This window comes from Streptomyces sp. NPDC005266 (genome assembly GCF_040607655.1).
In the GTDB taxonomy this organism is placed as follows: Bacteria; Actinomycetota; Actinomycetes; order Streptomycetales; family Streptomycetaceae; genus Streptomyces.
The window spans coordinates 208682-222464 of the sequence record NZ_JBEXHC010000002.1; the positions used below are offsets into that span (position 1 = coordinate 208682).

Sequence of the window (13783 nt, forward strand, 5' to 3'; positions counted from 1 at the left end):
CATGCGCCAACGACCTCACCCACTCGCGGCTCGACGCGGTCTCCGCCCGCTCCAACAGTCGAAAGCTGACAAGGACCCTGCACGCTGGCAGCCGCCACATCCCGCACCGGGCACAGCTCGTCGATGATCCCGGCCACGTCCAGCCGGCGCAGAAACTCGGCAGAGGCAGGCAGAGCGCCCAGACGCCTCTCCACCACAGAAGCCAACTCCACACTCATGCGAGGACGCTGGACCCGGGAACGACGCGAACGAGATATCGGCACGCCCTACCCAACGCCCCACCCCCACCGAAATACCGGCCACATCATCACTTCATCCGAACAGGTCAAGTGCGGAGGATGGGCCTAGGAGGTGTCTTCCGCCTCGGCAGCGGCCCGCAGCCGGCCGAACTCCTCCGCCATCGTCGCCAGTGTCCAGTGTGCGTTGAGCCCGCTCGGATTCGGCAGCGCCCAGATCCGGGTCTCGCCGATCGTCCTCGTCTGCGGCCCGATCTTCGCCCGCTTGTCGCCGAACGCGACCCGGTAGGCGGTTACGCCCGCCACCGCGAGCCAGCGTGGCCGCAGCCGCCGTACCTTCTCCGCCAGGATCCGGCCGCCCTCCTGGTACTCCTCCTCGCTCAGCTCATCGGCGCGGGCGCTCGCCCGGGCCACCACATTGGTGATGCCGAGCCCGTAGGCGGGCAGCTCCGATTGCTCGGAGGGGTGGAGTCGGCGCGGGGTGAAGCCGGAGAGGTGGAGGACGGGCCAGAAGCGGTTGCCGGGGCGGGCGAAGTGGTGGCCGGTCGCGGCGGTCATCAACCCTGGATTGATACCGCAGAACAGGACGCGCAGGCCGTCCGCGACCACATCCGGCACCAGGCGGTCGCGGGCGGCCCGCAATTCCTCGGGGGTCAGAGGATCGACCCGGGGGTGTAGGCCGCGGCCTCCGGGTGCTGCTTGACGATCTCCTCGATCCGGGCGACCACCGCCCCGACCTGGTCGGCGGCGGCGCCCGTGAAGGACAGCTTGTCGGCCATCAGCGCCTCCAGCCCCGCGCGGTCCAGCGGGATCCGCTCGTCGGCGGCGAGCGAGTCGAGCAGCTGATTGCGCTCGGCACCCTGCTCGCGCATGGCCAGGGCGGCGGCGACCGCGTGCTCCTTGATGGCCTCGTGGGCCACCTCCCGGCCGACCCCGGCCCGCACGGCGCCCATCAGGACCTTCGTCGTCGCGAGGAAGGGCAGATAGCGGTCCAGCTCCCGCGCGACGACCGCGGGGAAGGCGCCGAACTCGTCCAGCACGGTCAGGAAGGTCTCCAGCAGTCCGTCGAAGGCGAAGAACGCGTCCGGCAGCGCGACCCGGCGCACCACCGAGCAGGACACGTCGCCCTCGTTCCACTGGTCGCCCGCCAGCTCGCCGGTCATCGAGGCGTAGCCGCGCAGGATGACGGCGAGGCCGTTGACGCGCTCGCAGGAGCGGGTGTTCATCTTGTGGGGCATCGCGGACGAGCCGACCTGGCCCGGCTTGAAGCCCTCGGTCACCAGCTCGTGCCCGGCCATCAGCCGGATCGTCTTGGCCAAGGAGGACGGGGCGGCGGCCAGCTGCACCAGGGCGGTGACGACGTCGTAGTCCAGCGAGCGCGGGTAGACCTGGCCGACCGAGGTGAACGCCTGGGCGAAGCCCAGGTGCCCGGCGATCCGCCGCTCCAGCTCGGCCAGCTTCTCCGTGTCGCCACCGAGGAGGTCCAGCATGTCCTGGGCGGTGCCGACCGGGCCCTTGATGCCGCGCAGCGGGTAGCGGCCCAACAGATCGTCCAGCCGCCCGTACGCCACCAGCAGCTCGTCGGCCGCGGTCGCGAACCGCTTGCCGAGCGTCGTGGCCTGCGCGGCGACATTGTGCGACCGGCCCGCCATCACCAGCTCGGCGTGGTCGGCGGCCAGCTTGCCGAGCCGCGCCAGCACGGCGACCGTACGGTTCCGTACGAGCTCCAGGGAGAGCCGGATCTGGAGCTGCTCGACGTTCTCGGTGAGATCGCGGGAGGTCATGCCCTTGTGGACGTGCTCATGACCTGCGAGGGCGTTGAACTCCTCGATCCGGGCCTTCACATCGTGCCGGGTGACTTTCTCGCGCTCGGCGATCGAGGCCAGGTCGACGGTCTCCAGGACCCGCTCGTAGTCGGCGAGGGCGGCGTCCGGCACCTCGATGCCGAGGTCCTTCTGGGCGCGCAGCACGGCGAGCCACAGCCGCCGCTCCAGCGTCACCTTGTACTCCGGGGACCACAGGACGGCCAGCTCCGCGGAGGCGTAGCGGTTGGCCAGGACGTTCGGGATGCGCGGCTTACCAGTCACGTGACAAGAGCTTACCTGTCGTCCATGGCGGTCGTTCACGTCCACACAGTCCGAGAAAGTCCAGGTCAAAGGTCCGCAGGCGAGTAGGGCGCGAACAGTGTGTGAGATGTGTGTGAGACGACGGTGAGACCGCCCCACATGAAGAGGCCCCACCCGGGTGGGGCCTCTTCGCGCTTCGGGGGTCAGCCTCGACCTCGTTACGGCGCTTGTACAGGCCCATGCCGATGCTCCGAGTTTGCCGAGGCCGCACGGCGTCCGAATACGGTCCGGTGCGCCCTCGGATATGTGCGATGCGCCGCGGCAGGGGTGGCCGGGCCGATCACCTGCGATGTCGGCCCTTGCGCAATGAGAGCACTGGCGCACCGACGCTACCTGGCGACGGAAGCACTTCCGGCCACGTGTGATTCACCACAGTCAGTTACGTTGTACACAATCTAATTGCACACTAGCATCTGTGATCATCCGATCACGACAGGGAGGCGACGCCATGAATCCCGTCCGCTACGAGGACTACCGTCCCACCGAATCTCCGACGTACCAACAGGAGTTGGACGCAGTGTTGAGGCAGGTGGTGCGTCGTACCCGCGCCTCCGTCGAGCGCGAGGCCGTCGGTCACGCTGTCCGCACCGCCCACGGCAAGACCTACGGCCTCCTCAAGGCGACAGTCACGGTTGGTGACAACCCCGGCCTGTACGGCCAGGGCATCTTCGCCCGGCAGACCGTGTACGACGCCGTCGTCCGCTACTCGAACGGCCTGGGCCACCTCCGTCCCGACCACCAACTGGGCGCGGCGTGCGGCATGGGCATCAAGCTGTTCGGAGTTCCGGGCACCTCTCTGCTGGACGACGAACGAGACAGTGGCACCTTCGACCTCAATCTGATCAACAATGAGGTCTTCTTCGCGAACACCGCCTACGACTACATGGTCATCGAGGACCTGTTCGCCGAACTGCCCGAGGCTTTGGTGAACCCCGCCCGCCGCAAGACCTGGATGGCGGATTTCCTGACCCGGCGGGGGACACTCACCGATCCCGGCAGCTGGCTGTGGGACGAACTGCTCGCCATGTTGTCGTTCACCGCCGTCCCCCGCAGGAACCTGCTGTCGTACAGCTACAACAGCATGGGTGCCTTCCGGTACGGCGAACACATCGCCAAGATCCGTACCGTGCCGACAGCCGGATCCCTTGCCTCCCTCACGCACCAGATCGTGGACGTGCACGCGGACAACGAGGCATTCCGCCACACCCTCGTTCCCGAGGTCGCGGAGCGAGACCACTCCTTCGAGCTACAGGTGCAGCTCAACACCGATCTGGCCCGGATGCCGGTGGACAACACCTCCGTGAAGTGGTCCGAGGACCTGTCGCCCTGGGTGACGGTCGCGCGTGTGGATCTCCCCCGCCAGGACATCAGCGGGGACGACAACCTGGCTGCCGCCGACGCCACATCGATCACACCGTGGCGGACACGCGAGGAACACCGGCCCATCGGCGAGATCCAGCGGGTGCGGCAAGAGGTCTACCGGCGCTCGTCCATCGAACGGCACCACATCAATGGCCAGGAGCGACGCGAACCGGCTGGCAGTGGGGAGCTGTTGGGCTGAGCTGTCGGGGCCGCTTTCCGCCGCCCTGCACAGAAGCCATCCGGATCGCGGCCGTGCGGCACGACATGCAGCAAAGCCCCGGCCGGTGGCTCGACGTCCTCGACGCCGTCCCACTGCTGTTCGTCGGCCGGGGCGCCCTGCCGTGCGGGCAACGAGTTCAGCCGCGCGGCGTGATACTGGACGCCACGACAGGCGCCACGGGGCCGACCGGTACCGCTTCTAGCTTCGGTGCCCAAGGAACGGCCGGGCAGGGAACAGATCTGATTTACGACCTGCTCAACGGCTGTTGGGGGCGCTCTCGTTTGCCTGTCACCCGGCCGATTCGGTACAGAGGACGCACCGCTCTGTGGGGCCAACTTCTCTGTGAGTGTGGGGAGTTGACTGTGGCGGTCCCTCAGCCCAGAGATCGGCCCATGTCCAGTAGCAGTCTATTTTTCCGCAATGGTCTGCACAGATGGGCTTGTCCCAATATGGGACCATCAATGGCGTAACGTTGTCGCCCGAGGAACGGCCGGTCAGCCGTCGGGCGATCCACGGCCCGAGGTACTCGCGCGCGAACCGGGCGTCCGAGGTGCGGCGGGCGATCCACCCGGGCCGGACCGGGGGCGGCAGTGGTGCGTCCCAGTCGGCCTCCGGCTCCTGGCCGAGCGCCTGCCATACGGCCTCGGCGACCCGCCGATGCCCCTCGGCGTTCAGATGCAGCCGGTCGTCGGCCCACATCCGGGGGTCGCCGACCGCTTCGGAGGCGAACAGGTCCACGACGGTCGCGTCATGCCGCGCGGCCAGCTCGTCGATGAAGGAGAACAGCTCCTCCATCCGCGGCCGGAACCGTCCCAGCACCGGTCCGCGCCGCCCCGGGCTGCGCATCAGCACCAGCTGCTTGCAGCTCGGCGTGAGCCGCTCCACCGCCTCCTCCAGCGCCCCGCACACCCGGCCCACATCGCACTTGGGCCGCAGGATGTCGTTCAGCCCGCCGACCAGGGTCACCAGGTCGGCGCCCATCGCCGCCGCCGGCCCCGTCTGCTCGTCGAGGATCTGACCGATCAGCTTGCCGCGCACCGCGAGATTGGCGTAGCGGAATCCGGGGGTGTGGGCCGCGAGCCGTTCGGCGAGCAGATCCGCCCAGCCGCGGTAGGCGCCGTCCGCAAGCGCGTCGGACATGCCTTCGGTGAAGGAGTCGCCGAGCGCCACAAAACTGGTGTAGGGGATGTTCGTCTGCATGGCTCGGGCGATCCTATCCCGTGCCGCGTGGCTGTTCCCGCCCCGCGCGAGCATGATGAGCCGCATGGCGATGACCCACATCTACTTCGAGGGCGGAGCGCGGAACGGGACTACCGTCAGCTGGAATGTGGAGCCCGGCGCGGACATCTACGACGACAACATCTTCCGGCCGCCCGAGCTGTACCGGCGGACGAACCGGACCAGGGTCATCGGGCGGATCGAGTATGTCGTCTTCCGCTACGACCCCTCGGGGACCCGGCCGGGGCCGCGCACCTGAGCCCCCGGGCCTCGCGCGACCTCGCGCGGGCATGCGACGGATACCCCGGTTGGCCCGTGCCGGGTTCCCGGCGGGGCGGAGCGGGGCAGTCTGGTCGGGTGGATGCCTTTGAATGCGACCGTACGACCATGGCCATCGTCGCCGCCGCGCTCGCCGACGACGGAGAGGGCGCGGCGGCCCTCCTGGAGCCGCTCGGGACGCGCGATGTGGCCCGGGTCGCCGTCCGGCTCGCCGCGATGGCCGCCGACGCGCTGCTGGCGGTGGCCGAGGAGGGCGGAGGCGGCCGGGAGGAGGCGCTCGCGCACTGGCAGGCGTGCATCATCGCCCATGAGTCCAGACGCGGCGAGGAGTGAGTGAGGGACCCGGGGGCCAGGGGCATCGCGCCCCTCGGCCACCCGGGCTCACGGTCGGGCGACCAGCTCGCGCAGCACGTCCTCCATCGTGACCAGCCCCTCCAGCCGGCCGTTCGCGTCGATGACCGCCGCGAGATGGGTGCCGCTGTCGCGCATCGCGGTGAGCACGTCGTCCAGCGGCGTCTGGGACCGCACCTGGGGGATCGGGCGCAGCTGCTCGGGGCGGAACGGCCGGTCGCGCGGTATGGCGTCGAGCGCGTCCTTGACGTGCAGATAGCCAAGGATCCGCCCGGAGTCGTCGACCACCGGGAACCGGGAGAAGCCCGACTGGGCCGCCAGCCGCTCCAGCTCCTCGGGGGTCACCCCGAGCCGGGCCGAGACCACCCGGTCCATGGGCAGCACCACATCCCGTACCCGCCGGCGGCCCAGCTCCAGGGCGTCCCGCAGCCGCTCGGTGGCCCGGTCGTCCAGCAGGCCGGCCTGGCTGGAGTCGGAGACCATACGGGCCAGCTCGTCATCCGAGAACGTGGCAGCGACCTTGCCCGTGGGCTCGACCCGCAACAGCTTCAGCAGTCCGTTCGCGAAGGCGTTGACCGCGAAGATCACCGGACGCAGGGCGCGTGCGAGCCCGATCAGGGGCGGGCCCAGCAGCATCGCGGTGCGCACCGGCTCGGCCAGCGCCACATTCTTGGGCACCATCTCGCCGAACAGCATGTGCAGATAGGTCGCCGCGGTCAGCGCGATGACGAACGAGACGGGGTGCACCAGGCCGAGCGGCACCCCCACCACATGGAAGACCGGCTCCAGCAGATGCGCGATGGCCGGCTCGGCGACCGCACCCAGCACCAGGGTGCACAGCGTGATGCCCAGCTGCGCCGCGGCCAGCAGCGCGGAGACATGCTCCAGGCCCCAGATCACGGCCCGCGCCCGGCGGTCCCCCCGCTCGGCGTACGGCTCGATCTGGCTGCGCCGCACCGAGATCAGGGCGAACTCGGCGCCGACGAAGAAGGCGTTGACGACCAGGGTCAACAGGCCGATCAGCAATTGCACCACGGTCATCGGTCCGCCCCCTCGCCGCCGTCATGGCGCTCCGTCTCCTCGGCGCCGGGCAGCGGTGCCCGCAGGCGTACCCGGGCGGCCCGGTGACCCGCCGCGTTCACCACTTCCAGAACCCAGCCCGCCAGCTCGACGGTGTCGCCGACGGCCGGGATGCGGCCGAGATGGTTCGCGATCAGCCCGGCCAGGGTCTCGTAGGGGCCCGGAGGGACCTCCAGCCCGATCTCCTCCAGCTGATCGATGCGGGTCGCGCCGTCCGCGTCGTACAGCGCGCGGCCCTCCGCGTCCGCGCCCGCCGGGGCCAGCTGGGGCCTCTCCTTGGGGTCGTGTTCGTCGCGGACCTCGCCGACGACCTCCTCGACGATGTCCTCCACGGTGACGACGCCGGCCGTGCCGCCGTACTCGTCGATCACCACGGCCATGGTGTGCTTGCCCGAGAGCCGGTCCAGCAGCCGGTCCACGGTGAGCGACTCCGGGACGAACAGCGGCTCGCGCATCAGCTCGGACACCGGGTGGCGGAGCCGCTGCTCGGCGGGGATCCTCAGCACGTCCTTGATGTGGACGATGCCCACGACGGTGTCCAGGTTGCCGCGGTAGACGGGGAAGCGGGACAGCCCGGTGGCTCGGGTCGCGTTGGCGACGTCCTCGGCGGTGGCCCGTACCTCCAGCGCCACGACCCGTACGCGCGGGGTCATCACGTTCTGCGCGGTGAGCTCGGCCAGGTTGAGGGTGCGGACGAACAGCTCGGCGGTGTCCTTCTCCAGAGCCCCCTCCTTGGCCGAGTGCCGGGCGAGCGCGACCAGCTCCTGCGGGCCGCGCGCGGAGGCCAGCTCCTCGGCGGGCTCCAGGCCCATCCGGCGCACCATGTGGTTCGCGGTGTTGTTGAGGTGGCTGATCAGCGGGCGGAAGGCGGCGCTGAAGACCCGCTGCGGGGTGGCGACGGCCTTCGCGACCGTCAGCGGCCGGGAGATCGCCCAGTTCTTCGGGACCAGCTCGCCGACGACCATCAGCACGACGGTCGACAGCATGGTGCCGATCACCAGCGCGACGGAGTGGACGGCGGACGGGGGCACGCCGATCGCCCCCAGCGGTCCGGCGAGCAGCACGGCGATGGACGGCTCGGCGAGCATACCGACGACCAGGTTGGTGACGGTGATGCCGAGCTGGGCGCCGGAGAGCTGGTACGTGAGGCTCCGGACGGCCTTCAGCGCGCTCGCCGCGCGCCGGTCCCCGCGCTTCGCCTCGCGTTCGAGCTCGCCGCGCTCGACCGTGGTGAGCGAGAACTCCGCCGCGACGAAGGCGCCACAGGCGAGCGCCAGGAGAAGCGCCACGGCCAGGAGGAGGACTTCGGTCATCGGTTCACCTCCGTCCCATGATCCGGCAGGGACCGGAGGAATGCGCGATGTCGACTACTGGGAGGCTCGCCCATGGGCGGACGCTCACACCTTTCACTCGGCGGATGACTGCATCCATGGTAAAGGATCAGCAAAGTGGGGTGGTTGGGGTGCCGGGCGTCAGGAGTCCAACGGTTTGACCCAGCGGCTCCACTGCGGCTGACGGGCATAGCCGGCCGCGCTCCAGGCGTGGTGGGCGAGTGCGTTCTCGTCCAGCACCATCGCGTCCCCGCGCCGTCCTCCCAGCGCCGTGAACCGCTCCTCGGCCGCCGCCAGAAGCGCGGTCGCCACCCCCCGGCGGCGGTGCCCGGGGTGGACGGCCAGCCGGTACAGATGGCAGCGCCAGCCGTCGAAGCCCGCGATGACGGTTCCGGCGAGCGCGCCGTCCCGCTCGGCCAGCAACAGCGACTCGGGGTCGCGGGTGATCAGCCGGGCCACCCCGTCCCGGTCGTCGCTGATGCTGGTGCCCTCCGCCGCCAGCGTCCAGAAGGCCAGCACCTCGCCGAGGTCCGCGGCCACCGCGGGCCGTATCCGAAGATCATCCATGGCCGCATCCCATCATCCGGCGGCCCGCGCGGTCGACGGGATTCCCTGTATCAGCCGCCGTGCAGCTCCTCGATGACCGGGGCGAGCGCCTCCATGGCGGGGTCCAGCACGGTGAAGTAAACGGATACCGCGAACGTACCGGAGAACCACTCCGTTTGGCATGATGCGCCGCTCATTCATGGGCGATGGCGGCGAGGACGTTCATCCGCGACGCCCGCAGTGCGGGCAGCACCGCCGCGACCAGCCCCACCACGACCGAGCCGACGACGACGGTGACGACCGTCGACCACGGGATCGCCAGCGCCTTCATCCCCTCCAGGACCAGCACCCGCCACATCGCCACACCCCACACCAGCCCGAGACCGAGCCCCAGCACCGCGCCGAACACCGCGATGACCACCGACTCCAGCCGGACCATACGGCGCGTCTGCCGGCGGGACAGGCTGATCGCCCGCAACAGGCCGATCTCGCGGGTGCGCTCGATGACCGCCAGCGCGAGCGTATTGACCACGCCGAGCACCGCGATCACGATCGCGAGCCCCAGCAGCGCGTACACCAGGTAGAGCAGCACGGCGATCTGGTCATGGATCAGCCGCTTGTAGTCGGCCTGGTCACGGACCTTGATCTGCGGAAACGGCGTCAGCGCACGCTCCAGGCCCGTCCGCAGCCGCTGTGGGTCGGCGCCGGGCGCGGCGCGGACGTAGAGCGCCGAGTCCTGGCCGCCGGGCAGATACCGCTGTGCGGTGGCCGTCCCCAGGGTGATGCCGCCCTCGGGGCCCAACACACCGTTGCCGGAGACCGGCTTGCTGAGCGCGCCGACGGTGAGGCGGGCCGTGCGGCCCTCCGGGAACGTCACCGCGATACGGCTGCCGACGCGTACGTGATGCCGTGCGGCGAAGCTCCGCTCCATGCCGATCCGGTCGTCGGCGAGGGCGGACGCCGTGTTTCCGGCCGTGTAGGTGAGATGGACGACGCGGTCGAGCCCCCGGTCGTAGGCCGAGCCCTGCGTCCGGACCGTTCTGCCGTCCGGCAGCGCCAGCTTCATCGGCACGGTCCGCTGGCGTACCAGGGTGCCGACCCCGGCCACGCCCCGGACCAGTGCGGTGATCTCCTGGGGGAACGGGCTGCCGAACCGGGAGTCCTGGAGCACGAAGTCGGCCCCGAGTACCTTGCCGACCTGCTCGTCGAAGGACTTCGTCATCGACGACCCGGCCACCGCCATCCCGGTGACCAGCGCGAGCCCGACCATCAGCGCCGAGGCCGTGGCCCCGGTACGCCGTGGATTGCGCAGCGCGTTGCGCCGGCTCATCAGCCCCACCGGGCCGTACACCCGCGGGAACGCGGCTCCCAGCACCCGCACCAGCGGACGCACCAGCAGCGGGCCCGCGACCACCGTGGCGATCAGCGTCAGCGCCACCCCCAGCCCCAACAGCACGGCCGCCGTTCCGGTCCGGCCGCTCAGCGCACAGCCCACCAGCGCCGCGACCCCGGCCGCCCCGACGGCCGCCCCCCACGCCGCCCGCGTGCGCAGGGGCTGCCCGGCGCCCGCCACCTCCGTATCGGACAGCGCGGCCATGGGGGAGACGGCCGCCGCGCGGCGCGAGGGCAGATACGCCGCGACGAAGGTGACCCCGATGCCCACCGCGTACGCCGCCACCGGGGTCGGCCACCGAACGACCAGCCGCGCGGCGTCGAGATTCATCCCGAGTAGGCCCAGCAGCCTGACCAGCCCGGCGGCGAGCCCGATCCCCGCCGCGAGCCCCAGCGTCGAGCCCGCGAGGCCCAGCAGCACCGCCTCGGTGAGCACCGACCGGCGCACCTGGCGGCGGTCGGCGCCGAGGGCGCGCAGCAGCCCGAGCTCGCGGGTGCGCTGGGCGATGAGCATGGAGAACGTATTGACGATCAGAAAGATGCCGACGAGCACCGCCACCCCGGCGAAGCCGAGCATCACATACTTGATGACCTCGAGGAACCGGCCGAAGGACTCGGCGTCCGACGTCGCCTGCTCGGCGCTGGTCCTCAGCTCGTACGCGCCGCCGGTGCTCGTGAGCGCGGCGGCGATCCGCCGCTTGAGGACCGCGTCGGTCACGCCCGGGGTGGCGTCCGCCTTGACGGAGGTCGCGGCGCCGGCCTTGCCCAGCAGCTGTTTTGGGGCGGTCGCCGGGTCCAGGAAGACCATGGCCGCGCCGGGGTTGGTGGTGGTGAAGGTGACAATGCCCACCAGCCGGACCGGGAAAGTGCCGGGGGCGGCGACCACCCGCAGGGTGTCGCCGATGGCCAGCTGCCGCTTGTCCGCCGTATCGGCGTCGATCAGGGCCTCATGGGCGCCGCGCGGCGGACGGCCGGAGGTCAGCCGGACCGGGCTGCGCTCCCCGGGGTGCCAGTCGGAGGCGATGGTCGGGGCGCCGGTCGTCGGCCCGACCTCCTGGTCGCGGGAGTTGACCACGGTGACATCGCGCACCGTGGTGTCCGCGTAGGCGGCGGCCACGCCGTCGACGGCGGCCACCCGCCGCTGGAGCGAGGCGGGCAGGGTGGCGGTGCGCCCCGAACCGTAGCGCCCGCCCTCGTCGAACTCCGTTTTCGGCGCCACCGTCACATCGGCGGACGTCGAGGCGAAGAGCCCGTCAAAGGTGCGGGTGACGGTGTCGGAGAAGACCAGGCTGCCGGCGACGAACGCCACCGACAGCACCACCGCGAGCAAGGACAGCAGCAGTCTGCCCTTGTGGGCGACGAAGCCGCGCAGCGTGGCCCGGAGCACCTCGGGCTCAGCTCAGCGGGTCCGGGCCGCCCCCGGACGTGGAGGTGTAGGCGTGGCTGAAGATCTGCATGCGCTCCAGGACGGCGTCGGCCGTGGGGCGCGCCATCCGGTCGACGATCCGGCCGTCGGCGAGGAAGAGCACCAGATCGGAGTGGGCGGCGGCGCTCGGGTCGTGGGTGACCATGACCACCGTCTGGCCCAGCTCGTCGACCGCCTCCCGCAGAAAGCGCAGCACCTCCAGGCCCGCTCGTGAGTCGAGATTGCCGGTCGGCTCGTCCGCGAAGATCAGCTCGGGACGGGAGGCGAGCGCGCGGGCGCAGGCCACGCGCTGCTGCTGTCCGCCGGACAGCTGGGCGGGCCGGTGTTTCAGCCGGTCCCGCAGCCCGAGGGTGTCGATGACCCGCTCCAGCCACTCCGGGTCCGGCTTGTGGCCCGCGATGTCCATCGGCAGGGTGATGTTCTCGGCCGCGTTCAGCGTGGGCAGCAGATTGAACGACTGGAACATAAAGCCGATCCGGTCGCGGCGCAGCCGGGTCAGCTCCTTGTCGCCCAGCCCGGTGATCTCGGTGTCGCCCAGCCAGACCCGGCCCCCGGAGACCGTGTCGAGACCTGCCAGACAGTGCATCAGCGTGGACTTGCCGGAGCCGGACGGGCCCATCACCGCGGTGAATCTGCCCCGCTCGATCTCGACATCCACCGCGTCCAGCGCGAGCACCGCCGTCTCGCCGCTGCCGTACGCCTTCGTCAGGGCCGCCGCCCGGGCCGCCGCTCGGGACCCGTCGTCCGCGAACCCGTCCGTCTTCGTCGCCGCCGGTGTGGACACGATGCCTCCCCGTATCGGAACGGTCTGCCCCTCGATGGTAGGGATTCGGCTCCGGCTCCGCGCGCTTGCTGTCGCTAGCATATTTGCGCTAGCGTGAAGGCGTGCCGAAGACACAGCTGAACGTCCGGGTCGACGAGGTCACCGCGGAGGTGGCCCGGGAGCGCGCGCTGCAGCGGGGGATCAGCATGAACCGCTATATCGAAGAGCTGGTCCGGCAGGACGCGGGCGAGGCGGGTCATACCTTTGTGGAGGCCGCCGCCGACTTCATGAAGCAGTATCAGTCCGTCTTCGACGAGGAGTTCGGCAAGGAGGGCGAAGCGCGCCCTTGAATGTGCGTATCGACCTTGCCTGGCTTCTGATGATCGCCGAACACAACACTCCGGGAGACCCCCGGGTCATCGACTACGGTGCGCTCGTGGCCGCCGTGAGCCGCCACGAGGCGGAGATATTCGGCACCCCCATCTATACCGATCCCCAGACCCGCGCCGCCGCCCTGTTGCAACTGCTGCTTCTGGTCCCGGCGCTGGAGCGGTCCAACGCGCTGTTCGCCACGGCCGTCGCCTACGCCTACCTTGTGGCGAGCGGGCTGAAGATCGCGACATCACCGGAACGGGTGCGGGATCTGGCGCGACTGGTGAAGGACGGCACGGCGGATGTGCACGCCATCGCCGACGAGCTGCGCACCTGGAGCGTCTAGAGGTCCGGGTCGGACGTGCCCTGGCGTTCGCCGCCCGGCCGCCGCGCCGCCCCCAGCACACAGGGGGACGTCGGCAGCGGCAGACCTCGGTCGGGGATCCGCAGGCGGCGGTGGGTGATCGGCTCGAATCCCGCCCTCACCACCTCCCACCGCACCTCACGCCCCGTGTGACAGCCGCCGAACACCAGCGGCCACACCGTCCGGTCCAGCGCCCGCTGCGTCATCGCCAGGACCCGGCCGTCCGCGCGGCCGTGTTCGAGGAAGCGCAGCTCGCCGCCCGGCCGCAGGACCCGCAGCAGCTCTCCCAGCGCACGCTGGACGTCCCGTACCGAACAGAGCACCAGACACGCCACCGCCGCGTCGAAGGCCTCGCTCTTGACCGGCAGCGCCTCCGCCACCCCAGGCACCACATCCACCGGCACCGCGGCCCGCAGCCCCGCACGCGTGGCCAGCCGGCGCAGATGGCGCTCGGGCTCGATGGCGACGACCTCCGAGACGGTGCCCGGGTAGTGAGGGAAGTTCAGGCCACCTCCCGCGCCGATCTCGATGACCCGGCCGGACAGCCCGGCCAGCAGCTCCTGCCGCAGCTCACCGACCCCCGCCCGCTCGTCGGCCAGCGGGCCGAGTCTGGCGTAGCAGCGGGCGAAGAGCGGATGGTGGACGGCGTCACGTGGGGACTTGCGGCGTACGGGCATGGGTGACATCCCTTTCCCGGCGGGACGGTCGGTAACCGGT

At 70.7% G+C, this 13783-nt stretch carries 15 protein-coding genes; 5 read left to right on the top strand and 10 right to left on the bottom strand.

Translation table 11 applies throughout. The features are described 5' to 3' along the window. Window positions 1–344: 344 nt before the first annotated feature. Entirely contained in the window at window positions 345–893 is a 549-nt protein-coding gene (gene mug / locus ABZU99_RS04525) for a G/U mismatch-specific DNA glycosylase (RefSeq protein WP_355954655.1), read from the bottom strand. After that, complete coding sequence (gene purB, locus ABZU99_RS04530) at window positions 890–2323, bottom strand: adenylosuccinate lyase (protein WP_356049038.1); 1434 nt, start codon at window positions 2321–2323, stop codon at window positions 890–892. Before purB ends, mug begins: the two co-directional genes overlap by 4 nt. Before the next feature lie 487 nt (window positions 2324–2810). Here purB and ABZU99_RS04535 point away from each other — a divergent pair, with 487 nt between their 5' ends. After that, window positions 2811–3923 carry a catalase family protein gene (locus tag ABZU99_RS04535; RefSeq protein ID WP_355954601.1) on the top strand — a complete coding sequence of 371 codons (1113 nt, stop codon included), beginning with the start codon at window positions 2811–2813 and terminating at the stop codon, window positions 3921–3923. 309 nt (window positions 3924–4232) lie between these two features. Here the strand turns inward: ABZU99_RS04535 and ABZU99_RS04540 are convergent, their stop codons facing one another. Beyond that, window positions 4233–5144 (bottom strand): SGNH/GDSL hydrolase family protein, encoded by a 912-nt coding sequence (locus ABZU99_RS04540; RefSeq protein WP_356049039.1) that lies wholly within the window; start codon window positions 5142–5144, stop codon window positions 4233–4235. A 64-nt stretch (window positions 5145–5208) separates the two neighbouring features. On the opposite strand from ABZU99_RS04540, the gene ABZU99_RS04545 reads away from it, so the two are divergent. Together ABZU99_RS04545 and ABZU99_RS04550 are read left to right on the top strand one after the other, a co-directional pair. Further along, window positions 5209–5421, top strand: a complete 213-nt coding sequence (locus ABZU99_RS04545) for a hypothetical protein (protein WP_355954607.1) — start codon at window positions 5209–5211, stop codon at window positions 5419–5421. A 128-nt stretch (window positions 5422–5549) separates the two neighbouring features. Then, window positions 5550–5774, top strand: a complete 225-nt coding sequence (locus ABZU99_RS04550; protein WP_355954657.1) for a hypothetical protein — start codon at window positions 5550–5552, stop codon at window positions 5772–5774. A 48-nt stretch (window positions 5775–5822) separates the two neighbouring features. Here ABZU99_RS04550 and ABZU99_RS04555 read toward each other — a convergent pair whose 3' ends face one another. From ABZU99_RS04555 to ABZU99_RS04580, 6 genes are all read right to left on the bottom strand, one after another. Next, complete coding sequence (locus ABZU99_RS04555; protein WP_355954610.1) at window positions 5823–6833, bottom strand: hemolysin family protein; 1011 nt, start codon at window positions 6831–6833, stop codon at window positions 5823–5825. Beyond that, window positions 6830–8185 carry a hemolysin family protein gene (locus ABZU99_RS04560; RefSeq protein WP_355954613.1) on the bottom strand — a complete coding sequence of 452 codons (1356 nt, stop codon included), beginning with the start codon at window positions 8183–8185 and terminating at the stop codon, window positions 6830–6832. The genes ABZU99_RS04555 and ABZU99_RS04560 overlap by 4 nt, the downstream gene beginning before the upstream one ends. Window positions 8186–8344: 159 nt before the next feature. Continuing rightward, window positions 8345–8770, bottom strand: coding sequence for a GNAT family N-acetyltransferase (locus ABZU99_RS04565; protein ID WP_356049040.1), 426 nt, complete (start codon window positions 8768–8770; stop codon window positions 8345–8347). Window positions 8771–8820: 50 nt separating this feature from the next. Continuing rightward, on the bottom strand, window positions 8821–8946 hold the full coding sequence (locus ABZU99_RS04570; protein WP_356049041.1) for a hypothetical protein: 126 nt from the start codon (window positions 8944–8946) through the stop codon (window positions 8821–8823). Then, on the bottom strand, window positions 8943–11528 hold the full coding sequence (locus ABZU99_RS04575) for an ABC transporter permease (protein WP_356049042.1): 2586 nt from the start codon (window positions 11526–11528) through the stop codon (window positions 8943–8945). Before ABZU99_RS04575 ends, ABZU99_RS04570 begins: the two co-directional genes overlap by 4 nt. 7 nt (window positions 11529–11535) lie before the next feature. After that, window positions 11536–12351 (bottom strand): ABC transporter ATP-binding protein, encoded by an 816-nt coding sequence (locus tag ABZU99_RS04580; RefSeq protein WP_356049043.1) that lies wholly within the window; start codon window positions 12349–12351, stop codon window positions 11536–11538. A 101-nt stretch (window positions 12352–12452) separates the two neighbouring features. On the opposite strand from ABZU99_RS04580, the gene ABZU99_RS04585 reads away from it, so the two are divergent. Both ABZU99_RS04585 and ABZU99_RS04590 read left to right on the top strand, forming a co-directional pair. After that, on the top strand, window positions 12453–12680 hold the full coding sequence (locus ABZU99_RS04585; protein ID WP_355954624.1) for an antitoxin: 228 nt from the start codon (window positions 12453–12455) through the stop codon (window positions 12678–12680). Next, window positions 12677–13048 carry a fic family toxin-antitoxin system, toxin component gene (locus ABZU99_RS04590; protein WP_355954627.1) on the top strand — a complete coding sequence of 124 codons (372 nt, stop codon included), beginning with the start codon at window positions 12677–12679 and terminating at the stop codon, window positions 13046–13048. Before ABZU99_RS04585 ends, ABZU99_RS04590 begins: the two co-directional genes overlap by 4 nt. On the opposite strand, the gene ABZU99_RS04595 is transcribed toward ABZU99_RS04590, so the two are convergent. Then, on the bottom strand, window positions 13045–13743 hold the full coding sequence (locus ABZU99_RS04595; RefSeq protein WP_356049044.1) for a class I SAM-dependent methyltransferase: 699 nt from the start codon (window positions 13741–13743) through the stop codon (window positions 13045–13047). The two genes, ABZU99_RS04590 and ABZU99_RS04595, sit on opposite strands and share 4 nt — an antisense overlap. Window positions 13744–13783 lie beyond the last annotated feature (40 nt).